General features: G+C 44.1%; 19 protein-coding genes, 2 tRNA genes, 1 rRNA gene and 2 pseudogenes. 11 read left to right on the top strand and 13 right to left on the bottom strand.

All coding sequences use genetic code 11. The annotated features are described in order from the left end of the window. Positions 1-30: 30 nt before the first annotated feature. From KKZ03_RS05675 to trxA, 10 genes are all read right to left on the bottom strand, one after another. Positions 31-106 (bottom strand) — tRNA-Ala (locus tag KKZ03_RS05675). A 74-nt stretch (positions 107-180) separates the two neighbouring features. Beyond that, positions 181-257, bottom strand: a tRNA-Ile gene (locus tag KKZ03_RS05670). Between the two features lie 68 nt (positions 258-325). After that, positions 326-1,860: ribosomal RNA gene (locus tag KKZ03_RS05665) — 16S ribosomal RNA — on the bottom strand. Positions 1,861-2,424: 564 nt separating this feature from the next. After that, the gene (locus KKZ03_RS05660; protein WP_243220560.1) at positions 2,425-3,123 is read right to left on the bottom strand and encodes a potassium channel family protein; all 699 of its coding nucleotides are present in this window, start codon (positions 3,121-3,123) and stop codon (positions 2,425-2,427) included. A 30-nt stretch (positions 3,124-3,153) separates the two neighbouring features. After that, positions 3,154-4,758, bottom strand: a complete 1,605-nt coding sequence (locus KKZ03_RS05655; RefSeq protein ID WP_243220559.1) for an efflux transporter outer membrane subunit — start codon at positions 4,756-4,758, stop codon at positions 3,154-3,156. A 3-nt stretch (positions 4,759-4,761) separates the two neighbouring features. Next, entirely contained in the window at positions 4,762-7,956 is a 3,195-nt protein-coding gene (locus KKZ03_RS05650; protein WP_243220558.1) for an efflux RND transporter permease subunit, read from the bottom strand. Between the two features lie 270 nt (positions 7,957-8,226). Next, positions 8,227-9,351 (bottom strand): efflux RND transporter periplasmic adaptor subunit, encoded by a 1,125-nt coding sequence (locus KKZ03_RS05645; RefSeq protein WP_243220557.1) that lies wholly within the window; start codon positions 9,349-9,351, stop codon positions 8,227-8,229. A gap of 378 nt (positions 9,352-9,729) precedes the next feature. Next, positions 9,730-10,557 (bottom strand): undecaprenyl-diphosphate phosphatase, encoded by an 828-nt coding sequence (locus tag KKZ03_RS05640; RefSeq protein ID WP_243220556.1) that lies wholly within the window; start codon positions 10,555-10,557, stop codon positions 9,730-9,732. A gap of 270 nt (positions 10,558-10,827) precedes the next feature. Next, positions 10,828-12,084: a transcription termination factor Rho gene (gene rho, locus KKZ03_RS05635; protein WP_243220555.1), complete on the bottom strand. Its 1,257-nt coding sequence runs from the start codon at positions 12,082-12,084 to the stop codon at positions 10,828-10,830. Between the two features lie 190 nt (positions 12,085-12,274). Further along, positions 12,275-12,601 (bottom strand): thioredoxin TrxA, encoded by a 327-nt coding sequence (trxA, locus tag KKZ03_RS05630; protein WP_243220554.1) that lies wholly within the window; start codon positions 12,599-12,601, stop codon positions 12,275-12,277. Positions 12,602-12,699: 98 nt separating this feature from the next. On the opposite strand from trxA, the gene KKZ03_RS05625 reads away from it, so the two are divergent. Then, positions 12,700-14,085 (top strand): DEAD/DEAH box helicase, encoded by a 1,386-nt coding sequence (locus KKZ03_RS05625; protein ID WP_243220553.1) that lies wholly within the window; start codon positions 12,700-12,702, stop codon positions 14,083-14,085. A 2-nt stretch (positions 14,086-14,087) separates the two neighbouring features. On the opposite strand, the gene yrfG is transcribed toward KKZ03_RS05625, so the two are convergent. Then, complete coding sequence (gene yrfG / locus KKZ03_RS05620; protein ID WP_243221545.1) at positions 14,088-14,744, bottom strand: GMP/IMP nucleotidase; 657 nt, start codon at positions 14,742-14,744, stop codon at positions 14,088-14,090. Positions 14,745-14,790: 46 nt separating this feature from the next. On the opposite strand from yrfG, the gene nudE reads away from it, so the two are divergent. The 8 genes and pseudogenes from nudE to KKZ03_RS05575 all read left to right on the top strand — a co-directional run bounded on the left by nudE (position 14,791) and on the right by KKZ03_RS05575 (position 20,646). Beyond that, positions 14,791-15,339 carry an ADP compounds hydrolase NudE gene (gene nudE, locus KKZ03_RS05615; protein ID WP_243220552.1) on the top strand — a complete coding sequence of 183 codons (549 nt, stop codon included), beginning with the start codon at positions 14,791-14,793 and terminating at the stop codon, positions 15,337-15,339. Positions 15,340-15,951: 612 nt separating this feature from the next. Continuing rightward, entirely contained in the window at positions 15,952-16,290 is a 339-nt protein-coding gene (locus tag KKZ03_RS05610) for a transposase family protein (RefSeq protein ID WP_243220551.1), read from the top strand. Next, positions 16,244-16,624: a transposase family protein gene (locus KKZ03_RS05605; RefSeq protein ID WP_371744861.1), complete on the top strand. Its 381-nt coding sequence runs from the start codon at positions 16,244-16,246 to the stop codon at positions 16,622-16,624. Before KKZ03_RS05610 ends, KKZ03_RS05605 begins: the two co-directional genes overlap by 47 nt. Positions 16,625-16,629: 5 nt before the next feature. Further along, entirely contained in the window at positions 16,630-17,187 is a 558-nt protein-coding gene (locus KKZ03_RS05600; protein ID WP_243220549.1) for a transposase, read from the top strand. A gap of 9 nt (positions 17,188-17,196) precedes the next feature. Beyond that, positions 17,197-17,376 carry a hypothetical protein gene (locus KKZ03_RS05595; protein WP_243218224.1) on the top strand — a complete coding sequence of 60 codons (180 nt, stop codon included), beginning with the start codon at positions 17,197-17,199 and terminating at the stop codon, positions 17,374-17,376. Between the two features lie 354 nt (positions 17,377-17,730). Then, positions 17,731-17,859, top strand: a pseudogene (locus tag KKZ03_RS05590) (group II intron maturase-specific domain-containing protein); the annotation flags it as partial. A 145-nt stretch (positions 17,860-18,004) separates the two neighbouring features. Continuing rightward, a pseudogene (locus KKZ03_RS21975) lies at positions 18,005-19,341 on the top strand (IS4 family transposase). Between the two features lie 600 nt (positions 19,342-19,941). Then, on the top strand, positions 19,942-20,646 hold the full coding sequence (locus KKZ03_RS05575; protein ID WP_243220548.1) for a hypothetical protein: 705 nt from the start codon (positions 19,942-19,944) through the stop codon (positions 20,644-20,646). A gap of 12 nt (positions 20,647-20,658) precedes the next feature. On the opposite strand, the gene KKZ03_RS05570 is transcribed toward KKZ03_RS05575, so the two are convergent. Next, the gene (locus tag KKZ03_RS05570) at positions 20,659-21,330 is read right to left on the bottom strand and encodes a YggS family pyridoxal phosphate-dependent enzyme (RefSeq protein WP_243220547.1); all 672 of its coding nucleotides are present in this window, start codon (positions 21,328-21,330) and stop codon (positions 20,659-20,661) included. Positions 21,331-21,456: 126 nt separating this feature from the next. Between KKZ03_RS05570 and KKZ03_RS05565 the strand changes: the two genes are divergently transcribed. Next, positions 21,457-22,494, top strand: coding sequence for a type IV pilus twitching motility protein PilT (locus tag KKZ03_RS05565; RefSeq protein WP_243220546.1), 1,038 nt, complete (start codon positions 21,457-21,459; stop codon positions 22,492-22,494). 10 nt (positions 22,495-22,504) lie between these two features. Continuing rightward, positions 22,505-23,662 (top strand): PilT/PilU family type 4a pilus ATPase, encoded by a 1,158-nt coding sequence (locus KKZ03_RS05560; RefSeq protein ID WP_243221543.1) that lies wholly within the window; start codon positions 22,505-22,507, stop codon positions 23,660-23,662. A gap of 145 nt (positions 23,663-23,807) precedes the next feature. On the opposite strand, the gene trpC is transcribed toward KKZ03_RS05560, so the two are convergent. Beyond that, positions 23,808-24,608, bottom strand: a complete 801-nt coding sequence (trpC, locus tag KKZ03_RS05555; RefSeq protein WP_243220545.1) for an indole-3-glycerol phosphate synthase TrpC — start codon at positions 24,606-24,608, stop codon at positions 23,808-23,810. Between the last annotated feature and the right edge of the window lie 6 nt (positions 24,609-24,614).

Here is a 24,614-nt window from a genome sequence, read left to right as displayed (position 1 = left end):
ATTCTTAAGTGAATCGAAACGTTATAGAATTGGTGGAGCTAAGCGGGATCGAACCGCTGACCCCCTGCGTGCAAGGCAGGTGCTCTCCCAGCTGAGCTATAGCCCCAATGTGTCTTGCTTATGCTTGCGCTGCTGCTTACTGACATCCCCGGGCCACATCACGCTTACCTTGCGGCGAGGTGGTGGGCCTGGGTGGACTCGAACCACCGACCTCACCCTTATCAGGGGTGCGCTCTAACCAACTGAGCTACAGGCCCTGGGCTCATACTGCGTCTGATCAAAATAATTTGTTGTGGATACGCATGATGACGATAGACCATCTTTGTAAGGAGGTGATCCAGCCCCAGGTTCCCCTAGGGCTACCTTGTTACGACTTCACCCCAGTCATGAATCACAAAGTGGTGAGCGCCCTCCCGAAGGTTAGACTACCCACTTCTTTTGCAACCCACTCCCATGGTGTGACGGGCGGTGTGTACAAGGCCCGGGAACGTATTCACCGCGACATTCTGATTCGCGATTACTAGCGATTCCGACTTCATGGAGTCGAGTTGCAGACTCCAATCCGGACTAAGACCGGCTTTCTGGGATTTGCTTACTGTCGCCAGTTCGCAGCCCTCTGTACCGGCCATTGTAGCACGTGTGTAGCCCTACCCATAAGGGCCATGATGACTTGACGTCGTCCCCACCTTCCTCCGGTTTATCACCGGCAGTCTCCCTAGAGTTCCCGGCATTACCCGCTGGCAACTAAGGACAAGGGTTGCGCTCGTTACGGGACTTAACCCAACATCTCACGACACGAGCTGACGACAGCCATGCAGCACCTGTCTCAGAGCTCCCGAAGGCACTCTACTATCTCTAACAGATTCTCTGGATGTCAAGGGTAGGTAAGGTTCTTCGCGTTGCATCGAATTAAACCACATGCTCCACCGCTTGTGCGGGCCCCCGTCAATTCATTTGAGTTTTAACCTTGCGGCCGTACTCCCCAGGCGGTCGACTTAATGCGTTAGCTGCGCCACTAATCCTGTAAATAGGACCAACGGCTAGTCGACATCGTTTACGGCGTGGACTACCAGGGTATCTAATCCTGTTTGCTACCCACGCTTTCGTACCTCAGCGTCAGTTTTAGTCCAGGGAGTCGCCTTCGCCACTGGTGTTCCTTCAGATATCTACGCATTTCACCGCTACACCTGAAATTCCACTCCCCTCTACTAAACTCTAGTCCGCCAGTTTCAAATGCAGTTCCCAGGTTGAGCCCAGGGCTTTCACATCTGACTTAACGAACCACCTACGCACGCTTTACGCCCAGTAATTCCGATTAACGCTCGCACCCTCCGTATTACCGCGGCTGCTGGCACGGAGTTAGCCGGTGCTTCTTCTAAAGGTAATGTCAAGCTACCGGGTATTGACCGGCAGGTTTTCCTCCCAATTGAAAGTGCTTTACAACCCTAAGGCCTTCTTCACACACGCGGTATTGCTGGATCAGGCTTTCGCCCATTGTCCAATATTCCCCACTGCTGCCTCCCGTAGGAGTCTGGGCCGTGTCTCAGTCCCAGTGTGGCTGATCGTCCTCTCAGACCAGCTATAGATCGTCGCCTTGGTAGGCCTTTACCCTACCAACTAGCTAATCTAACGCAGGCTCATCTCATAGCGAAAGGTCCGAAGATCCCCTCCTTTCCCCCGTAGGGCGTATGCGGTATTAGCGTGGGTTTCCCCACGTTGTCCCCCACTATAAGGCAGATTCCTACGCGTTACTCACCCGTCCGCCACTCGTCAGCGCCCGAAGGCCTGTTACCGTTCGACTTGCATGTGTTAAGCATACCGCCAGCGTTCAATCTGAGCCATGATCAAACTCTTCAGTTTAAATCAGTTTGCCACTCAATAAGATGAGTAGCCAATCTTGGCTCGACTACAAAACTAAACGTTAAAAATTACTTCTTAATGTGTTGTCTTTGTGTCGATTATTTTTTAACAGCCTAACAATCACCACAAGTACCCACACAAATTATTTTGATCAAGTTGTTAAAGAGCGTTGGTGCCGCAGCACCGTTGAGTCCGCCTATTATACAGAGCGGATTCGGTTTGTCAACTCCTTGTCGACATTGCCTGTTGCTGTCTTGGTTCAGGGTCAAACTACGTTACCCCGAATAAGCCGGTTATTATAACCTACCAGGCCAACTTGTCAACCTCCAGGTTAACATTAACGTAAAACTTACTGCCCTTGCGGAGTCACTACCCCGAAACAACAGGACATTACATAGTCACAATCAGTACTGCCAACCCGTTACACTAAATAAGCTCTAACCATTCGCTCATTTTTTAAGTCAGCTCAACAGCTTTCGTACCCTCTTCTTAATAATAAAACTCAGCATTTATTTCGTACTTGTCGTGGATAATGATTGGCGTTTTTGACTGTCGCTGGACGGGTTATTTTCTGTTGTTGTTTCCGCTTTGCGAGGCGTGTAAGCCCACCAAACGGCTGATCATAATCGCCAAATAAAGTTGGCCGGTGATGGCTTCGAAAATAGAAAGTGCCCGAGCAGCTCGGGTTATGGCAAGAATATCTCCGTAACCCACCGTGGTTAGGGTTACAAAACTGTAATAATTAAAATCCACCAGATCATCAGTCGAATTTTCAACAATATTGAAAGAACCGGGATGGAAGTTTTCCAAAAAGTAATAGGCATAAGCCCAGACCATTCCCAGCAAGATATAAGCGCAGGCAGCGGCCATGATCAAGTCTAATGTGACTTCATTTTCCTTTACGATATGTACCCAAATCATGATTAACATTTGCACGAGAAAAATTGCTCCGACAACCATTTGAGCTTTATCAAAAACAGGCATTTGAATGTGCAATGTATAATGAAACGAGCGCAGAATGATGATGGTACTAATTAGCAACAGACAAAACCGAAGCTGCCTGGGCTGACCGCTGATAGCATGGAGGCCGGATATCAAAGCAAAGGCAAAGAAAATATCGGTACTCACATCCGCCCAGATGCGTTCGCCAAGCCATTCGTCCAGTAACGGCCGCAAACCAATCATCATCATCAATGACCCCAGCAAAAAGCGAAATCGACTAATCTCATGCTTGCCAATACGTACAGTCGAATCTTTAGTCATGACGATAACCTGTAGTTAATATCACTATCTTTACCAATCCGGAAAGCGCCATTGTTTACGCTTGTCCTGTTCAGATAAATCCAGTTGTTTGGGCTGCATTAAGCTGCCCCAGTTGCTACGCTCGGCCATTGTCTTCTTAATCGCTTCTGGAACAAAATCTTGTTCTGTCCGGGTTTCCCAACCACCACCTACCGCCTTATAGAGCGCGATCAAGTTAATGGCGATATTGCCGGTAGTACTGGCCAATGCTGATTGCGAGGTGGCCAACGTACGTTGCGAGTCAAGTACTCGCTGATAATCCACCAGTCCCTCGCTGTATTGATACAGAGACAGGTCGGTAGAGCGTTTGGCGGCCGCATAGCTAAGCTGCAATTGGTCGCGTTGTTGTTGGGCATTTAAAAAACCGGCGGTTGAGTCTTCCGCTTCTTTAGCGGCGTTAAGCACGGTATTACGATAAACACCCACCAAGGATTGAAAACGGGCATCTTCAACCCGTACCTGATTGGTGATTCGGCCATAATTGAAAATATCCCAGGAAATACTGGGGCCGATAAAATACTGAAAACTCTTGGCGTTAAAAAGTTGCCCCAAGGTACTGCCGCCCATCGAGGCATAAGTCAGTGCGGCATCGCTAGCTCTCAAACTGATGGAGCCCAGCAGGGAAAAATGCGGATACAAATCGGCTTTGGCTACACCAATCAAGGCACTCTGGGTAGCAAGCTGACGTTCGGCAAGGCGAATGTCCGGCCGTCGTCGCAATAATTCAGCAGGGACGCCAATAGCAACTTGTACAGGCGCAACCGGAATGGGTTTATTGTCGGTTAAATAACTGTCAATCGTTCCTGGAGTTCGGCCTAAAAGCACACTTAAAGCATTCTTCGCTTGTCGTAATTCGGCTTCCAACGGTGGAATCGAGGCACGCGTATTACTCAATAAGCTTTCTGCCTGCAAATAATCCAGTTCATTAATAAGGCCGCCAGAAAAAAGTGCCTTGGCTATCTCTAAAGTGCGTTCCTGAATTTTGACGTTATCACAAGCAACCTGTATCCGTGTTTGACTGGTGCGAACCAGTACATAAGTACGCGCGACTTCGGCAGTCAGTGATACCAGGACATCATCGTAACCGGCAACGGAAGCTTCCAAATTTGCCACACTCGACTCCACGCCGCGTCTGAATTTCCCCCAGAGATCAAGTTCCCAGCCCATGTCAAAGCCGATACCGGTACTGGAGTAAGAGCGATCTATCAGGGAGCTGGTATTGGGGGCAAAAGCACTGATCTGTTGTTTGCTTAAATCGCCGTTCATTTGCTGAAGCTGCGGATATTCCTTACTGGTGACAATACCAAGTTGGGCGCGTGCTTCAAGTATGCGGGTACCGGCAACCTGAAGATTTAGATTCTGTAATCGGGCCTCGGCGATTAACCGGTCCAGCACCGGATCATTAAATACTTTCCACCACGTTGCTAATTCAGCGGTACGCCGGCTAATTTCCGGAGATGACTGATTAATCCATTTGGCTTCGACAGCGCTTTCCGGTTTGACATAATCAGGGCCAACCAGGCTACAACTACTACCGAGCATGGCTGCCGTCATCATGGTTACCAGAGAGTAGCATTTGTTGTTATTAATAGCCATGACCTACTCCACCGAGCCGGTTTGTGGTTGCGCTACATCGAGGTTTTTATCATCCTCATGAATGTTAAAAAACAGACTATAAAGTACCGGCACCACGATAAGAATCAATAACGTGGCAAAGCCCAGCCCAAACACGATGGTCACTGCCATGGAAATGAAAAAGGCATCCGTAAACAACGGTATCATCCCCAGCATCGTTGTCCCTGACGACATCGTAACCGGAATCAAACGACTTACTCCGGCACTAAGCACCGCCTGATAGGGCGTTTTGCCTTGGCCAATCTGTACACCAATTTCATCAACCAGCACAATTGAGGCTTTAATGGCCATACCGGAAAGACTCATCAAGCCGAGCAATGCCATGAAACCAAACGGTTGCTTAAAAACCAGCAAGCCGACGGTGACGCCAATCAAGGCCAACGGTACGGTCAACCAGATCACCAGCATTTTCTTGATGGAATTAAACAGCACCAGAACGATTAAGACCATGATGCCAAAGAACATAGGGATGGAGCTTGCCAGACTGGCATTGGCGCGTGCCGAATCTTCTGCCTCGCCGCCCCAGGCCATATAGTATCCAGGTTTGTCTTTAAGCGGCCACAGATCGTTATCCTGTACTTTTAAGGTTTTGGCATCGAAAGGTGTATCACCCAACTCATGACCCAGCACCCCGGCGACATCAACATTAAGAGCTTGTTCAATCTTCGCCTTGACTTGGGCAAATAATTCGCTGGCCAAACCTTGCCTGGGATCGGCATGAAGGCGAATCATTTTACGTCGATCATTACGCCAAACATAGGCGTCTTCAAATTCGGTAGTAAAACCGGAGACAATTTGCCCCATCGGGATCATCGACTGAGCGGCAGGACTCCATATCTGTATACCGTCAAGACTATCGAGATCCGTCCGCTCTGTGGTCGGCGCGCGCGCCAGAACAGGAATCAGCTCATCCCGCTCCCGGTAAATACCCACTTTGGTACCCTGAAAAGCAGATTCCAGTGCTTGTGCCAGTTCGGGCCTGTCAATACCTGCCCTGCGAGCTTGGGTTTCTGCCATCTGTGGTCGAACGACCTTGATTTTTTCGCGCCACTCATTGCGCACCGCCCGAGCATTGGGATCGTTTAATAAAATTGTTTCGGCCTTATTATTTAAAATCCTCAGTTGTTCAGCATCCGGCCCATAAATACGTAATTGAATCTTGCCTCCGGTAGAAGGCCCCAGCACAAACAGGCGCATATTGCTGATAGCGCCTGGAAACAGTCCTTCAAGTTCTTTTTGTACCTCGGGTGCCAGAGTCTTGATGCGCGTGTAATCATCCACATCCACCAGAATCTGACCGTAACTGGGATAATTGCTTTCCGGGGTATACGTCAACAAAAAGCGCACCTGATTGCCGCCGATGGTACTGGTTAAATGCGTGACGCCTTCGTGCTTTTTGAGTGTAGCTTCGGCAATCTTGAATTGGCGCTGGGTTTCCCTGATATCAGTCCCCTCGGGAAACCAGATGTCCACATAAAACTGTGGCCGGGTCGAGTCGGGAAAAAAACTGTTTTTGATATAACCAAAACCCAGTAGTGCCGAGATAAACAACGCGATGGCAACAGCCACCACCACCCAGCGAAAACGTATGCAGCCGGCCAGAAAGTGACTGTACAAGCGGTAAAAGCCCTTGCCGTAAGGATCGTTATTGGTGTTATCGGCCTTACCGGGGGTTACCTTGAGAAAAGTCGCGCACAGCAAGGGCGTACACGTTACTGCCGTCAACCAACTCAACGTCAGTGAATATAAAATAACACTGAACAGGGTGCGGCAATATTCACCGGTCGAATCTTGAGAGGTGCCGATAGCCGCGAAGGCAGTAATCGCGACTATGGTGCCACCCAGCATCGGCAGTGCCGTTTGTCCAACGATATCTTTGGCGGCATCAAAGCCGGATTTACCTTGCGCCATTTGCATACGCATACCGTCAGTGACCACAATGGCACAATCCACCAGCATGCCTAAAGCAATGATCAAGGCACCCAGAGAAATACGCTCCAAGGTGATGTGATTAATCTGCATAAAAATAAAAGTACCCATGATGGTCACCATAAGTACCACGCCTAAAATCAATCCGGAACGCAAGCCCATGAACAACAGCAACACACCGACGACAATGGCTACCGCTTCGGCAAGGTTTATCAAAAACCCCGTTAGCGAAGTTTTCACCGACTGAGCCTGATGGGAGATGATATTTAATTCCATGCCTATAGGCCGCAGCGTTTCCAGCTCCTTAAAGCGCTGATCCAAGGAATCGGACATGACCATGACATTGCCACCCTGTATGGTTGAAATCGCCAGACCGATAGCAGTTTTGCCATCATAACGTAGCAAAGTTACTGGTGGATCTTGATAACCGCGTTTAATTTCCGCTACATCACGCAGATAAATCAAGCTATCTGATTTTGCGTTGGAACTTCTGATAAGCAAATCACCAAAGTCCTGCTCTGATTTAAATTCGCCGGTCGGGCTAATTGGAATGTATTCCTCGCCTAACAATAAATTGCCGGCACTGGTGGCAATGTTTTTGGATTTTAAGGCGCTATAAATATCTTGTGGCGAAATGCCCAGTTGAGCCATTTTTTCGCGGCGCATCTCGACATAAACGGCTTCTTTTTGGTCACCGTACAGGACTATGCGTTTAACATCGCTGGCTTTTAACAATTCACGCTGCAATAACTTGGCATACTCGTAAATTTCCTTGTAACTATAACCCTCACCGGTGATTGCCAGAAAAATACCATAAACATCACCGAAGTCATCATTGACCAACGACGGCCCTGCGCCGGGAGGAAGAAAGCGTTGAGCATCGTTAATTTTTCGGCGTAACTCGTCCCAAACCTGAGGCAGACTATTTTTATCATACTTGTCCTGCATGGACACTTTTACCCATGACAAGCCTCGTGATGACCGCGACTCCACACGTTTAAGCTGGCCCATTTGTTGGGCGGCTTTCTCGATGAGATTGGTAACCTCCTCTTCCACCTCCGCTGCAGAAGCACCAGGATAAGGGGTGGTAATAACCGCATCCTTGATCGTAAACTCGGGATCTTCAAGGCGGCTCAACTGCTGATATGAACTCCAGCCAACCACCAAAAAAAGTATCGTCATCACCCAGGTGATAAGACTCTTGCGTATACTCCATTCCGCTAAATTCATAGATAGACCCTTGTCTTGATAGCGATTAGCAATTTGTTGATTATTGTTTTTGCTGTGCTTTTATCCAAAATACCAACATCCATGACGGCCGATCTACATTAGCCAATCCGGATACTCAGGCAAAAGGCAATAAACCATAAGCTTTATTGACAGACTATGTGAGCAATTATTTTTTGCTGGTACTTTTTCAGGTAACTGTTTTCTATCCTGACCTGTTTAAACATCTCTTAGCAATCGAGCCACGTAGCCGTTTTAAACACGTTCCTCAAGTTATTCCAGTTTTCGGACGACTTGATCTTCCTGTAACTTACTGACGCCACTAATGGCAATAACTTCTTCGGGGCTTAATCCTGTCGTGACTTTAATACCGTCAACTCCGGTTAAATCACCCGTAGTAACAGCGCGGCGATGGACCGCCATGGTTTTTGTATCCACTATCCAAAGCATCGGATGACCGGCATCATCAGCCCAGACAGCAATAGCCGGAACAATAATGCCGCCGGTATCGACAGAATCACTGGCAAATTCAATAGCCACTGTGGCGGTCATTCCCGGAAGAATACGAATGCCGGTCGGCGCAGGCATTACCAAAACAATCTGGTAAGTTTGCGTCAAATTATCAGCGAGTAGCGCAGCTTCCTTAATTTTAAGCTCGAACCGCCGTGACGGGTCGGCGATAAAGTCTGCATACAGGCGAGGCGGCGTTTTGCGTATTGGCACCATCATTGCTTCAGGTACATCAACCAGCACCTCAACATCAGTCATATTTTGCAGCCTTAAAATCGGCTCTTTTACAGTAACTTCCTGATAATTATCAACATATTTTCGAGCAATAACACCAGTAAACGGAGCTCGTAACCAGGTGTAGCTTAATTGATCTTGCGCGGCGGCCAAACCCGCTGCTGCAGACTGTAAATTTGCTTGGGCGACTGTTTGCGCGGTATATTTCAGATTTACCATAGAATCACTGACAGCGCCGGCATCGGTTGCCTTAACATTAAGATAACGCTGATATTCGGCGGCCGCGTAATCGACAGCCGCTTTCGCTTTAGCAACAGCTCCTTTAGCGTTACGCAGACTGGTTTCATAATCTTGAGGATCGATTCTGGCGATCAGATCACCTTTTTTGACACTCTGACCTTCTTTAACCGGCAGATCAATTAATGGCCCGGCTACCTGAAAAGCGAGATCGACCCGGTCAGTCGCCCGCACTGTACCCGGTAATTTTTGCGTCTGGCCAGTAAGAGCCGATCCCACGATCATTAATTTAATAGGCCGAATGACCATAGCGTCAGTCTTCGCTGCCTCTTTCTTGCCACAAGAAGACAATAACAAAACCATTAAGCCGGTTAAGAAAATAACTTTTAAGGAAGGTAAACTATTTCTGGTTTGCATCAGGATTCCTGGGGAAAACTTGAAGAAAAAATTTAGGTGGAATAATGAATAGAATAGCTACTTTAAATGTGTTTTGTTTTTTTTCAAAACTTAATTTGTATAAACAAAAGTATTAAATAATTCAACTCCCAGTCGCTTGGATGTCTTTAATACACTTGGTACAAACCATATCGCTATGATTTAAGCTTCCCTACGGAAATGATGACGTTTTTGATGCCGGCTAAAGCATCTTGCTAATCAAAACAAGCTGTGCGATTTGCAAACTAGAGTTTTAGTTAAGCAGTTTAAACAGAAGATAGGTGGTTGCTAACAATCAGTCCCGGAAAATATAATATTCATTTTCCGGGACTGATAACAACTGGTTGGTGACGGCAACTTTTAATGATTACCCCAATCTACCCAGCCCATTTGTGCAGAGATCAGCACAATGATGCCAAAGGCGATACGATACCAAGCGAATACGGTAAAATCATGTTTACTAATAAAGCGTATCAAGCCACGCACAGCAATGAATGCGCTGATAAATGATACTGTGCCACCAACGGCAAACAAAGACACATCGTCTACACTGAACAAATCGCGATTTTTGTACACGTCATAGAGGGTTGCAGCAAACATGGTGGGGATAGCGAGGAAAAAAGAAAATTCGGTTGCAGCGCGGCGCGACAGACCGAAAAACAGTCCACCGATAATAGTTGCGCCTGAACGTGAGGTTCCAGGAATCATGGCTAATGCCTGTGCAAAACCGACTTTTAAGGCATCCTTCCAGGTCATGTCATCGATTGATTCAGCATGAACAACATGTTCACGGCGTTCCGCCCACAAGATCAAAAAACCGCCAATAATAAAGGCTGAAGCGACCACGATGGGGTTGAACAAATAATACTTGATCTGTTTTAAAAACAGAAATCCCAATACCGCAGCCGGCATGAAGGCAACCATCAAGTTGATTGCCAAGTGTTGAGATACTGACTCAGAAGTTATACTGGTTACTGTATGCGCGAGTCGTGCACGATATTCCCAAACTACTGCCAGTATCGCAGCAAACTGGATGGCGATTTCAAACACCTTGCCTTTATCGTCGTTAAAACCAAGTAATTGTCCGGCTAAAATCAAATGGCCGGTAGACGAAACAGGAAGAAATTCGGTTAAACCCTCGATAATGCCGAGAATTATTGCGTTGATTAACAATGTTGGATCGGTCATATACTGATTTTTCTAGTGTTTGTTACATATGCCTTCATTGATTAAGCGACATTATTCTCGGTAGGACGTGCTTAATTAAGGGCTCTATAACGATAAAAATAACGTCACCGCTGTATTTAAACAGTTATGTGACAGTGAATGTAGTCGATATTTTTCATCATACAAGAACAGCCACAAAAACCTGAAGGCTAACTACTTTTCAGTGATTACTTCGTGTCTTTGTGGTAAATATTATTTTTTAAGCGAATGCCCGGGCTACTTTCACATCTTTTAACGCTTCATTGAATCAAAAAATTCAGCGTTGGTATTAAAGTCTTTAAGCTTACCTATCAAAAATTCTGAGGCAGCAGTCTCATCCATCGGTTGCAGAATTTTGCGTAAAATCCAGGTTTTTTGCAGCGTATCCGGGTCAACCAAATATTCTTCCCTACGCGTACCAGAACGATTAATATTTATGGCCGGATAAATTCTTTTTTCAGCGATTTTTCGATCCAGATGCAATTCCATATTACCCGTACCTTTGAATTCCTCATAAATGACTTCATCCATTCTTGATCCGGTATCAACCAATGCAGTCGCTATAATGGTTAAACTCCCACCTTCTTCAATATTTCGCGCAGCACCAAAGAAGCGTTTAGGTTTTTCCAAGGCGTTGGCATCAACACCACCGGTTAATATCTTTCCCGAAGATGGCACAACCGTATTGTAAGCTCTGGCAAGTCGGGTAATCGAGTCTAACAAAATAACTACGTCGTGTTTATGCTCCACCAAACGTCTTGCCTTTTCGATTACCATTTCTGCAACCTGAACATGTCGGGTTGCGGGTTCATCAAAGGTGCTGGAAATAACTTCGCCGCGAACACAGCGTTCCATTTCTGTCACTTCTTCAGGACGCTCGTCAATTAACAATACAATCAGATAGCACTCAGGATTTTGTTCAGCAATTGCCTGTGCCAGACTTTGTAAAATCATGGTTTTACCTGCCTTCGGCGGCGAAACAATCAGGCCACGTTGACCTTTACCGATAGGGGCAATTAAATCTATTATTCTTCCGGTTAAATCTTCGCTGGTGCCGTTGCCCTGTTCAAGAACAAACCGTTGTTTGGCAAATAAGGGCGTCAGGTTTGAAAAGGTGATTTTATTTTTGGTATTTTCAGGGGGTTCAAAATTGATCTGATCAACTTTAAGCATGGCAAAATAACGTTCGTTATCTTTAGGCGGCCTGATCTTTCCACTTATCGTATCACCTGTTTTTAAAGAAAATCGTCTGATTTGACTGGGTGACACATAAATATCATCCGGACCCGCCAAATACGAGCAACCCGGCGTACGTAAAAAACCAAATCCATCCTGTAAAATTTCCAACACACCATCACCGGAAATGTCATCACCGGCTTTTGCCTGCTTTTTCAGAATTGCAAAAATCAAATCCTGCTTACGCGATCTGGCAACGTTTTCAAGTCCAAGAGACTCGGCGATTTCAATAACTTCACTAATTTGTTTTAGTTTTAACTCGGTAAGATTCATAAAAAATGCAACTCGAAGAAATGTAGTTAGGGTGTAACACCTTAACAACCGGGATGGGATGTAGAATTCAGGGGTGTAATTTATCGGACGATATAATTGAGTACGCAGGATGGCCGCACTGTTTAAGTATAGCTTAAGTATTCAGATCCGTCCAGTTAATGTGACGGATCTGAAAAAGAGGCAGGACGTATTAAATGTTGCTATCAATAAACTTGGCAAGTTCTGACTTTGTCAAAGCACCTACTTTAGTGGCTTCCACTTCGCCATCCTTAAACAACATTAATGTTGGAATGCCGCGAACGCCGTAGTGTTGTGGTGTTTGTGGATTTTCATCTATGTTTATTTTAACAACTGTCAACTTGCCTTTATACTCTGCGGCAATAGCATCAAGAACCGGTGCAATCATTTTGCAAGGTCCGCACCATTCAGCCCAGTAATCAACCAGTACAGGACCGTTAGCTTTAATAACAGTTTCGTTAAATTCACTATCGCTTACATGAAGGACTGAATCGCTCACACTATTTCTCCAAATATTAAAACTAAAACTATATGAGGGATAGCGCTTATAGTCAATCAATTTCAACCAATTAGATTTTTACGTTATGCTATAGCTCTATGAAAAATACCCATTTAACAGAAACCCGCTTCAGTAATCTTGAATTGTCTGACTCTATCCTGCATGGATTAAAGGATGCAGGCTTTAATCATTGCACGCCCATCCAGGATAAGGCATTACCGTTATTATTGCGGTGCAAAGATATTGCCGGACAAGCGCAAACGGGAACCGGAAAAACAGCCACCTTTTTGCTGGCTACTTTTCAGCACTTAATCAACGATAATGCAGGTAAAGATACCGAAAAAATTACCACAGATCAGAACAATGAGGATATTGACCCATTATCGACAATAACCAGAATGCCCGAGGTAAAACCGGATAACAATATAGCACGAACAAAACCAAGCACAATTGCCAACAATAAGTTTTTTAAAAATCCCAGGGCCATTATTCTGGCACCAACACGCGAACTCGCAATTCAAATTCATAAAGATGCCTTATTGCTGAGCAAACATCTTGGTTTAAACTTGGCGTTAATTTACGGCGGTACTGACTATCAAAAACAACTGGATTCTTTAAAAACTAATATTGATATTATCATCGGCACACCAGGTCGCATTATTGATTTTTACCGTCAAAATGCTTTCACGTTGGACGACGTGCAAGTTACTGTGATGGATGAAGCGGATCGTATGTTTGATTTGGGCTTTATAAAAGATATACGTTTTTTACTTCGACGTATGCCTGCACCTGAGCTGCGTTTAAATATGCTTTTTTCAGCGACATTATCCTATAAAGTCACCGAGTTGGCTTATGAGCACATGAATAATCCGGTGTTAATTCGTATTGAAACGGAAGAGGTCACCTCTAAATCCATTCGGCAAAGTGCCTATCGTCCCGCTAACGAACAAAAAATACCATTATTAATCGGACTGTTAAATCACTATCAACCACAACGCAGCATTATTTTTGTTAACACCAAACGCTGCGCTGAAAAACTGGATGATACGCTTAATGCCAATGGTTATAAAACCGCTGCCCTGAGTGGTGATGTACCACAAGATAAACGCCAAAAACTGTTAAATGATTTTCAGGAAAACAAAATAACTTTGTTAATCGCCACCGACGTTGCCGCCAGGGGCCTTCATATTCCTGACGTGTCGCATGTTATTAATTATGATTTACCACAGGATGTAGAAGATTATGTCCATAGAATTGGCAGAACGGCGCGTTTTGGTGCCAATGGCGATGCTATCAGCTTTATCTGTGAACATTATGCCTATTCAATGCCAGATATTGAAGATTATATTGGTCAAAAAATTCCTGTTAAAATAATCACGGCAGGTCTTTTAGCCGATGTTATAACACCGGAAAAAAGACCACCAAAACCTAAAGCCGACTATCAAGGCAAACGTCCCAACCCGGCCCGAAGTCCGAGGCCATAAACCTACAATCCGCTCATAAGCTCCCGAAAATCTTCAATAGTCGCATAATCAATAATATCTCTTTTAGGCTGCTTGCTATCCGGCTTACTGACCGAAATTAAATGTTCTATACCAAACAGTCTGGCTGAATTTAATACTGCCAGGCTGTCATCAATCAATATTGTGGTCTTTTTATCGAAGACTTGCTGTTGCTGAAAAAGCTGCCAAAAATTAGCATGTTCTTTAGGAAATCCTAAATCATGAGAGCTAATAATCTCATCGAAAAATGGCTGCAAACAGGTTTTTTCCATTTTCAACCCTAAACTGTCACGATGTGCATTGGTAACCAATACAACCTTCTGTGAAGATTGCTGAAGTTTTTCCAGAAACTCGGTGACATGTGGTAATACCGCGATTAACCCTGAAATTTCAGCCTTTAGTCCGGCAATATCCAGCTCTAAAGCATTGCTCCAGTAATCCAGACAATACCACTCCAGACTGCCCTCCATAGATTTAAACCGAGGTTCTAATTCCTGTTTTGCCAAGTCTATGCTTATGCCTTTTTGCCGGGCAAATTTTAACGGTACAAATTCTTTCCAGAAATGATTGTCAAAATTTAAATCCAGCAGGGTGCCATCCATATCTAATAAAACAGTATCAATTTTTTTCCAATCAATCATCATAGTGCGTTATATTTATAAAAAATAATTACTTTAATTTAGCACAATGCCTGAAAAACCAACCATTCTTAACAAAACAACTATCGCCAAAAGCCGTTTATTCCGTATTGAATCACTGGATATAAAATTTAGCAATGGTGAACTGCGCAACTACGAGCGTCTGGCTCGGGGCAGGCCGGGTGGTGCAGTACTCATAGTGCCGATGCTGGATAGTGAAACCGTATTATTGATTAGAGAATATTCTGCCGGTGTACACCGTTATGAGGTTGGCTTGCCCAAAGGTAAAACTGATGAGGGAGAATCTTTTCTAGAGGCTGCAAACAGAGAACTTAAAGAGGAAGTAGGCTTTGGTGCCAGAAAACTCCATCATTTAAGTTCTTTATCCCTGGCACCTTCTTATCTTGAGCATACGACTGAGATTGTCATTGCCCAAGACTTATATGCCGAAAAATTACTTGGTGATGAACCGGAAGAACTGGAAGTTATTCCCTGGAAAATAAACAATATCAATGCCTTATTAGCTACCGGGAAATGCACTGAAGCACGCTCTATTGCAGCACTGTTTATGACCATAGAATACTTTAAAAAACAATAAGTTAAATAATAATTCTTTAGGATTATTTAAGACGCTTCAAAAAATCAATCTTAAGTCTACGCCTATCGCGTAATTAGAAAGCTTAGCTGTGATGATTTTAACAGTGCAGCTTAAATACTAAAATGTGAATTAAGAGCTGAATAGAAGCCAGAACACTAGTTGGACTAGAATATTGGGAAAGACACCACCCCCCCCCAACCTATAGGCAACCAATGAACTGGCAAGAGCAATTAATAACAACTTATCTTTATGTATGCAAGCACTATCAGAATAACCTTTGGGTTTATAGTCAGCGCATGTCGAATTATTCAGACCTGAGTTTTACCGATGAAGAAGTTATAGCGATCTACCTATTTGAGGTCAATAGACATCTTTCCTAAATAATCGACATAGAATTTGGCCTTTATAAGGTTAAAATAGCGATCTACCTCTGAAAACACGGATAGCCATGACTCCTTATGCCCAATTGCCCAGACACAAGCCTGAAGAATTTTTAAGGACTGTCGGCTGTCACCAGAAGATTTTCTGCATCTTCACGGTAAACTGGCAACTTACCTGGACGAACAAAAAGTCCTTAATCCACTGACTAGACGGGGACGAAAAGACTCCAAGATGGCTTTGGAAGACCGCTTGTTACTGACACTCTATTATCTTCGTCACTATCCGACGTTGATAAATCTGGCAGCAGTCTTCGACATCAGCGAATCGTATTGCCAAAAAATCTATACTCGTACTGTAAGAATATTGATAAAAATCGAAAAACTGCCCAACCGCAAAGCACTGTTGGAAGATCCCGCAACTACCGTGGTCATTGATGTTTCGGAGCAGCCTATCGAGCGTCCTGTTAAAAACCAGAAAGCGTATTTTTCAGGAAAAAAAACGCCACACGATCAAGGCCCAGTTCGTGATCTGCCGATTGACGATGGCTATCCTCTCCGTAGTGACGGGTAAAGGCCAACAGCATGATTTTTCGATCTTCAAAGACAGCCGTCTATTGTTGCATCCTGATGCCCTGTTATTGGCGGATTCCGGATACCAAGGGATAAAGAAACACCATCAAAACTCGACTCTACCGGTTAAAAAGAAAAAAGGCCAACCGCTTTCGGCAGAAGATAAAGCCGATAATAAGGCACTATCAAAACGGCGTATTCTTATTGAGCATGTTAATCGCCGATGCAAAATCTTCAGGATTGCCAAAGATGTTTATCGGGGTAAGCACAAGCATTACTCGCTAACATGGAATTTAGTGGCTGCTCTTGTTAACTTACGCTATGGCTGTATTTAGGAAAGATGTCTATTGATAAAAATAGAGAACTAAAAAAGATCTATGGTTATGCCGATTGTCATTTGCGCGAATGGTTTCCAAAATTGCCCGGTTATACCGCTTTTGTGCAACGACTAAATAAAATGGCTGATGTTTTCGCGCCATTGCTGGAAATCATTCAGCAAGAGCAAGAAGCAAAAAATCAAGGACAAGTCTGGTTGATAGATTCTTTTCCGGTGGCGCTGGCCAAGCAAGGACACAGATTTAAAGCGCGCGTAGCAAGCGAGTTAGCCGATGCAGGTTATTGTTCAACCAAGAAATTGTACTATTATGGGGTTCGGGTTCATATTGTCGGGCGTCGCCAAGCGGGCACGTTACCTAACCCTGAATATATTGGTGTAACGGGAGCAAGTTGCCATGATGGAACAGTATTTGATCAGATTAGGCCTGAATTGAATAACAACGCGCTTTATGGCGACAAGGCCTATCACCGATCCGATGCAAAAGAAGTCAGAGAGGCTCAAAACCTGACGGTATTAACGCCGGTAAAAAAACAAAAAGGCCAAACGTATTTGGAACCATAGGATCAATGGTTGTCGACGGCCATTTCTCGTGTCCGACAACCCATTGAAACCTTATTCGGCTGGATTGAGCAACAAACCGGCATTGAATGCGCTGGCAAGGTGCGATCATACAACGGTCTAATGGTTCATGTATTTGGCAAGTTGGCCGCCGCCATGTTCTTTTGGAATCATTTACGAGTTAGCTCTTAATTCACATTAAAAATTATTACTACGAAAACATTAACAAAACTTCGGACAGTCTACACGGCGATAGCCCCATAGTTACAGAGGGCTGCAAAGCCTTGGCTGGATTTTATGACAGTAAAGTCGACCCCTAAGTGGCAAGAAAATCTTTCCAATAAATGGGCATTGAATTTACGGGTCTTTCAAATGGCGATGGAAATAACATGGCGATCTGAGCCTTCCACGGCCTATTGCCGGTCTTCCAGACGCAGCAAATTCAGCGCTACCAGTGAAGCATTGAAATGGAAGCCCAATTTTGCTTCAGAAGTCGTTTGGCAATCACATAGTCCAGTGTATTGCTAGGCATCGCGGAACACGAATTCAATTATAAGTGGCTGGATAGCCTACTATGGTCGTTACTATCGATCAGTACTCTATGGTATGTGTCAGCACGTAAACAGAGCACTGGTAAGGTGGGCGCGGCGTAAATTTAAGCCCCTCCGTTGGTAATACTGCTACCGCAAATATAATTAATCTATAAGTTACAGTTAGATACGCAAATAATAAGATAAAGATCAAGCACTATTCTGGTAGAATTTTGAGTATTACAAAGTCTGATCAATAACTTAACCATGCCAGCTATTAAAAAAACCGTATTCAGCAGCAAATTGACCGCTTCAAAAAGTCATTTTTGCAATCCCAAGGACTAGGTGTTGAGGATTTTTTTCAGCCGACAGCATTACCAACATTATCGCCAATACCCCGCATAAACGCTCCTCGGTGTTCTTGCCCTTAGTCACGCTTAAAGCTTTCATTTTCCAAGTATTAAGTGATGACGGTTCCTGTAAACAGGCAGTGGCAGGCGTATTGATTGATCGTATCGTCGATGGACAACCAGCCAATACGGTTAACACGGGACCTTACTGTAAAGCCCGACAACGCTTACCACTAAAGGAACTCAGAGCAGCCACCACAGCTGCTGGTTTGCGTCTTCATAACCAGTCTCTGGCCGCGTGGCGATGGAAGGGTTATAACGTTGTCCTTACTGATGGAGCAACGGTGCAAATGCCAGATACACCAGAGAATCAGGCAGACTTTCCTCAGCTGGATAGTCAAAAGCCTGGCTTGGGCTTTCCGATTGCTCGCATGGTTGTGTTGATTTCTTTGGCTGCAGGAACCGTGCTCGACTATAGCTTGGGAGCCTATCAAGGCAAAGGAACTGGCGAAACATCGTTACTCAGTCAACTGTTTGGCAGCCTGTCAGTTGGCGACTTGCTGATGGCGGACCGCTATTACTGTACCTTCGCAATTATTGCGCTCTTGTAGGCTCGTGAAATTCCTGTGCTATTTCCACTACATGCCCGGAAAAAAGTAGATTTCAGTTTGGGTGTCTACCTGGGTGCAAGAGATCATTTGATTGACTGGACGAAACCCAAACGGAAACCGGTATGGATGTCCAAGCAGGACTATAGCGACTTGCCGGAATCGATTACCGTCCGGGAGTTTGCGGTAAACGGCAGAATCTATTTGACCACCTTACTAAATGCAAAGGGCTTTCATAAGCAAGAGCTGGCTATGCTTTATAAGCAGCGCTGGAAAATTGAGCTGGATTTTCGTTCCATCAAAACCAATATGGGCATGGAAATATTACGGTGCAAAAAACCTGACATGGTAAGCAAGGAGATAGCTATCCACTTATTGGCATACAACATCATTCGTGGCAATTTGGCACAGGCAGCCAGCCTGCATGAGAAGATACCCCGCCAACTGAGTTTCAGGTCAGCAGTGCAACTGGTCATTCAAGCCGCCAAGCAGATGGTAGGCTTGACAGGGAACCAACTCATAAGCGCCTTGCGTGAATTATTAAAAGCAATGGCATCAACGGCCATTGGAAAACAAAAACGTAAGAGCCAGCCAAAGGCAGTCAAACGCCGACCAAAACCCTTTCCTTTGCTGATGGTGCCAAGAAACGAGGCATGTTTAAGCCTCTGACTTTGTTTTTTATATTTGCGGTAGTAGTATTACCCTCCGTTGGCATAAAACCAGAGCATCGCAGTTACTTGAGAGAAATGCTGATCAATGTCCAAGCTTGTTCGCCCATTGGCGAGCTGGAATGACAAGAGCGTTTGCTTGATGGGAGCGGTATGAGTCGAGAGGTTCACGTACCGTTCTGTGAGAGGCTGCTGGGGAAGTTCCTGCGGCCTACTCACCATGTAGCCCTTATTTTTATTACCGGAAAAACCGGCTACACAATTATCTGCTAGCATCAGTTAAACAATTCAAAAAAAATAGGTCATATGCCGCATTGAATAGGTGATATGCCACAGTAAATTAACCAATGACCATTTACATGTGGCATTTTACCTGATGTTAAGGCAATTAACACCAAGCCAACCAATTGTACAAAGCAAGTATAATGCCAAATATAGCGGCATATTGCCACGCGACAATATGCCACATTTTCAATACTCTATCAGGTAGTTACACTTTAACTCAAATTGCTGTTGTGATTTAAACAACACCAGTTAACCATCCTTCCTCTCGATAATGCGGACTGCATACTGGGTCCGCATTTTTTTTAATGGGGCTATTATGAAACGAAGATATACGTCAAACGATTTTTACGCCATAAACACCGCCGAACTTAGTAAAAAAACGGCTATCCATGAAGCCGGCCATGCCGCAGCAATTTATCTGGGCAACAAACAAAAACAACTGCCACCGATTTTTTTCCAGATTTTTATTAAAAAGCTGAATAGTGATATCCCGTCAATAGAATGCTTATGTAAGGCTTATGATAGTTGCAATCATTGCGTCACTAAAATAGATGGCGGCCGCTTAATCCATACATTGCCATCCTCATTCAAAGAAGCAGTCAGTAATTTTTCTGCTACACAAAAACAGGCTTATCAACGCGCTTTTGAAGCTGATATTATTAATTTACTGGTAGGCCCTCTGGCAGAAGCTAACTATATATCACTCCGTGATGATGAACCAATTAATCAGCACTTGGTAAATCTACATGCTCTGCATAATTATGGCGGATCTTCTGATTTAGAAACTATCAATGAATATTTGGATTGTTTTATTGCCGATAAAGTACACAGGGAAAAGAAATTATCCGAGCTTTTTATGGCTGCATTCCATTTTATAAACAACCAATCAAATTGGTCTGCCATTATAGCCTTGGCAGATCATATTCTGGTTGACTCTAAAAACATAATAGCCTGCGAAGAAATTATTGCCATACTGGATACCAACTGCGTTGAAAACCAAAAAAGCATCTGGTTCCAATAACCCGATTTGGCTTTATTCTCGAGCACCAAATAATGCCGTACCAATCCTGACAATAGTTGCGCCTTCTGCTATCGCGGCATTTAAATCTCCACTCATGCCAAATGAATAAGTATCCAAGTTAGGATTGCCTAGCTTGGCAACCGCATCATATAGTATTTTGTAAGGTTGTCGTTGCAAATCAAAATCATCTTCAGGCATGGGAACGGCCATCACGCCACACAGTTTTATATTGGGCAGCTTTGATACAAGCAGGCATAGTTGCGGCAATTCATTCAAGGTGATGCCGGATTTACTGGGTTCGCTGCTGATATTAACTTGCAAACAAATGTTTAACGGCGGCAGTGTAGAAGGGCGTTGATCACTCAGGCGTTTGGCAATCTTAAAACTATCAACGCTGTGTATCCAGGAAAAATGCATCGCCAGCGCTTTAGTTTTGTTGGATTGGATCGGTCCAATAAAATGCCAGGTAATATCATACGCTCCCAATTCCTGTTGTTTTTTTATGGCTTCCTGGCAATAGTTTTCGCCAAAATGACGTTGTCCCGCTTGATAAGCAAAGGCAATTGCTTGAGCCGTTTTGGTTTTACTCACCGCCAACAATTGCACCGAGCCTGGCTTACGATGGTAAGTTATTTCAGCTTGTCTGATTTGTGTAAGCAAGGTATTACGTCTGGTATTTATCATCGTTATCAGGGGATAATTAAAGCAAAATAAGTTGTTATTAAACAGTACCGCTTCAAAAAAGCCAAGAGTTGCGCTAAAGTTATGATATTTAGTTGTTTTTTACCAACTACTTTACTCGGGATTTTAATGGATATTGCAGAGTTACTGGTCTTTTCGGTTAAAAATAAAGCGTCAGATTTACATTTATCAGCAGGTCTGCCACCCATGATCCGGGTTGATGGTGATATAAAGAAAATTAATCTGCCGGCTCTCGACCATAAGGCAGTGCATGCTTTAATTTATGACATCATGAATGACAAGCAACGTCGTGATTATGAAGAGTTTTTGGAGACTGACTTTTCGTTTGAATTGCCTGGAATAGCGAGGTTTCGTGTTAATGCCTTTAATCAGCAACGTGGGGCAGCGGCAGTTTTTAGAACCATTCCCTCAAAAGTATTGTCTTTGGAAGACCTGAATGCTCCCAAGTTTTTTGAGGAATTGACCAGAAAACCACGCGGACTTATCCTGGTGACAGGTCCCACCGGCTCAGGCAAATCAACTACACTGGCGGCGATGATTAATCATATTAATTGTAATGATTACGCACATATACTGACTGTAGAAGACCCCATCGAGTTTGTTCATGACAGCCAGAAATGTTTAATTAATCAGCGCGAAGTCCATCGCGATACCCATGGCTTTAATGAAGCGTTACGCTCGGCACTACGTGAAGATCCTGATATTATTATGGTAGGTGAAATGCGCGATCTGGAAACTATCCGTTTGGCATTAACCGCTGCTGAAACAGGTCACCTTGTTTTTGGTACTTTACATACCACTTCAGCAGCCAAAACCATCGACCGTATTATTGACGTCTTCCCGGCTGCAGAAAAAGACATGATTCGTTCCATGCTGTCGGAATCTTTACAGGCCGTTATTTCACAAACACTGATGAAAAAAACCGGCGGTGGCCGTGTTGCTGCACATGAAATCATGGTGGGTACCTCGGCTATCAGAAACCTGATACGCGAAGCCAAAGTCGCACAGATGTATTCTGCCATTCAAACCGGGCGCAAGGAAGGTATGCAGACGCTGGATCAAAACCTGAGAGAACTGGTTGATAAAGGTTTGGTTACCTCAAAAGAAGCAATGGTTAAAGCCGTTAATAAAGATAGCTTCCGTTAAGGAATAAATGATGAATTTGAATACACTATTTGCAATAATGGCCGAGAAAAAAGCCTCTGATTTATTTATAACCGCAGGAAGGGCTCCGACCATAAAGGTTGATAACACTCTGATTGAGGTTTCCAAGACGCCATTGACAGCAGAGCAGGCTTTAGAGGTTGTCCTGAGTACGATGAACCCGCGACAAAAAACCGAGTTTGAAAATACCAAGGAGTGTCAATATGCCCTGGGTGTAAAAGATATAGGAAGGTTTAGAATCAGCGCCTTTACCCAGCGAGATTCTGCCGGTATGGTAATGCGACGGATTGAAAATGAAATACCCGATGCTGATTCCTTGTTTTTGCCACCTGTTTTAAAAGAAATAATTATGGAAAAACGTGGCCTTATTCTGTTTGTAGGGGCTACAGGCACAGGCAAATCAACCTCATTGGCTGCCTTAATCAAGCATCGTAATCAAAACAGTAGCGGCCATATTATTACCATTGAGGATCCTATAGAGTTTCAGCATCCGCATATGGGTTGTATTGTCACCCAGCGTGAAGTAGGAATTGATACGGAATCTTATGAGGTTGCGTTAAAAAACACACTACGACAGGCACCTGATGTTATTTTGATTGGTGAAATCAGGACACGGGAAACCATGCAGAATGCCATTACTTTTGCCGAGACAGGACATTTATGCCTGTCTACATTACATGCAAACAATGCCAACCAAGCCTTGGATCGAATTTTGCATTTCTTTCCTGATGAAATGCATGGCCAGTTATTAATGGATTTGTCATTGAATCTGAAAGGAATCGTTGCCCAACAATTAATCAAGCGAGCCGATGGCAAGGGTCGCTATCCCGCCGTCGAAATATTGATTAATACGCCATTGATCAAAGATTATATCCGTAAAGGCGAGATTGACAAGATTAAAGAGTTAATGAAAAACTCACGCGAACAAGGTATGCAAACTTTTGACCAAGCCCTGTATGACTTGTATATCGCTGGAAAAATCAGTTATGAAGATGCGTTAAATTCAGCAGATTCAAGAAACGAAGTACGCTTAATGATAAAACTAAGCGGTGAAAATATTACGACTTTTGACGATAATGATGGAATGCGCTTATCAGCAACAGAGGAGAATACATTTTTTGCCAATAATGCTTTTAAAAGACCGGACTAAAGATGCAGTTTTTTTCATTGACAGATTTTCAGTAAATTAAATTCCAACTCTACATTGTTTAATGCGCATACAGATACCATCCTTTCAAAGAATGGTATCTGTATGCATCGAAATTATTTATCCGGGAAGCTATAAAACGTGTTTTTTATAAAGCAAACAGCTCACGCATTTTTTTACCGGGGCTTTCTGCCCTCATAAATACTTCCCCGACTAAAAAGCCGTAAACAGCATTATCCAGCATCATTTGCACATCGTCACGGGTGTGAATACCGCTTTCGGTAATAATAATCCGGTCATCAGGGATTTGCTCTTTTAATGCCAAAGTCGTCTGCAGTGTGGTTTCAAAAGTGCGTAAATTACGGTTATTAATGCCAATCAGTTTGGTATCCAGCTTAAGCGCTCTTTCCAGCTCTCCGGCATCATGAACTTCGACCAACACATCCATGCCCAATTTTGTGGCGGTATCTGACAGCTCACGCATAAGATTGTCATCAAGAGCTGCAACAATCAGCAAAATACAATCTGCGCCCAACGCACGAGCTTCATAGACTTGATAAGCATCAATCATAAAGTCTTTTCTTAATACCGGTAGTGGACAGCGCTCTCTGACCATTTGTAAATACGCTTCCGAACCCTGAAAAAATTCTTTATCCGTTAATACTGACAAGCAGGTTGCACCATTCATGGCATAATCCTGACCAATAAGTACCGGTTGAAAATTTTCCCTAATTACGCCCTGACTGGGTGATGCTTTCTTGATTTCGGCAATAATTGCAGGTTTCCGTGCCAATATCTTGTATTCGATAGCCTTATAAAAGCCACGCGGACGTTCTACACCTGAGGCAATATCTTCAAGATTGGCTATCGTCATACCAGATTTTCGTCTGGCGACTTCTTCGGCTTTTTTTGCCAGGATGGTTTTTAAAATGTCAGGCGTATTAGTCATGTTTGT

It is taken from the genome of Methylobacter sp. S3L5C (assembly GCF_022788635.1).
Classification (GTDB): domain Bacteria; phylum Pseudomonadota; class Gammaproteobacteria; order Methylococcales; family Methylomonadaceae; genus Methylobacter_C.
This window is presented reverse-complemented; position numbering and strand designations above follow the sequence as displayed.

What these genes read in the sequence shown, in the direction of transcription:
- KKZ03_RS05560 (WP_243221543.1), top strand. Translation starts at nt 22,505, where the DNA reads ATGAATTTGAATACACTATTTGCAATAATGGCCGAGAAAAAAGCCTCT.
- KKZ03_RS05610 (WP_243220551.1), top strand. Translation starts at nt 15,952, where the DNA reads ATGGCTTTGGAAGACCGCTTGTTACTGACACTCTATTATCTTCGTCAC.
- KKZ03_RS05565 (WP_243220546.1), top strand. Translation starts at nt 21,457, where the DNA reads ATGGATATTGCAGAGTTACTGGTCTTTTCGGTTAAAAATAAAGCGTCA.
- KKZ03_RS05650 (WP_243220558.1), bottom strand. Translation starts at nt 7,956, where the DNA reads ATGAATTTAGCGGAATGGAGTATACGCAAGAGTCTTATCACCTGGGTG.
- nudE (WP_243220552.1), top strand. Translation starts at nt 14,791, where the DNA reads ATGCCTGAAAAACCAACCATTCTTAACAAAACAACTATCGCCAAAAGC.
- KKZ03_RS05570 (WP_243220547.1), bottom strand. Translation starts at nt 21,330, where the DNA reads ATGATAAATACCAGACGTAATACCTTGCTTACACAAATCAGACAAGCT.
- KKZ03_RS05645 (WP_243220557.1), bottom strand. Translation starts at nt 9,351, where the DNA reads ATGCAAACCAGAAATAGTTTACCTTCCTTAAAAGTTATTTTCTTAACC.
- KKZ03_RS05600 (WP_243220549.1), top strand. Translation starts at nt 16,630, where the DNA reads ATGTCTATTGATAAAAATAGAGAACTAAAAAAGATCTATGGTTATGCC.
- KKZ03_RS05655 (WP_243220559.1), bottom strand. Translation starts at nt 4,758, where the DNA reads ATGGCTATTAATAACAACAAATGCTACTCTCTGGTAACCATGATGACG.
- yrfG (WP_243221545.1), bottom strand. Translation starts at nt 14,744, where the DNA reads ATGATTGATTGGAAAAAAATTGATACTGTTTTATTAGATATGGATGGC.
- KKZ03_RS05625 (WP_243220553.1), top strand. Translation starts at nt 12,700, where the DNA reads ATGAAAAATACCCATTTAACAGAAACCCGCTTCAGTAATCTTGAATTG.
- rho (WP_243220555.1), bottom strand. Translation starts at nt 12,084, where the DNA reads ATGAATCTTACCGAGTTAAAACTAAAACAAATTAGTGAAGTTATTGAA.
- KKZ03_RS05640 (WP_243220556.1), bottom strand. Translation starts at nt 10,557, where the DNA reads ATGACCGATCCAACATTGTTAATCAACGCAATAATTCTCGGCATTATC.
- KKZ03_RS05575 (WP_243220548.1), top strand. Translation starts at nt 19,942, where the DNA reads ATGAAACGAAGATATACGTCAAACGATTTTTACGCCATAAACACCGCC.
- trpC (WP_243220545.1), bottom strand. Translation starts at nt 24,608, where the DNA reads ATGACTAATACGCCTGACATTTTAAAAACCATCCTGGCAAAAAAAGCC.
- KKZ03_RS05660 (WP_243220560.1), bottom strand. Translation starts at nt 3,123, where the DNA reads ATGACTAAAGATTCGACTGTACGTATTGGCAAGCATGAGATTAGTCGA.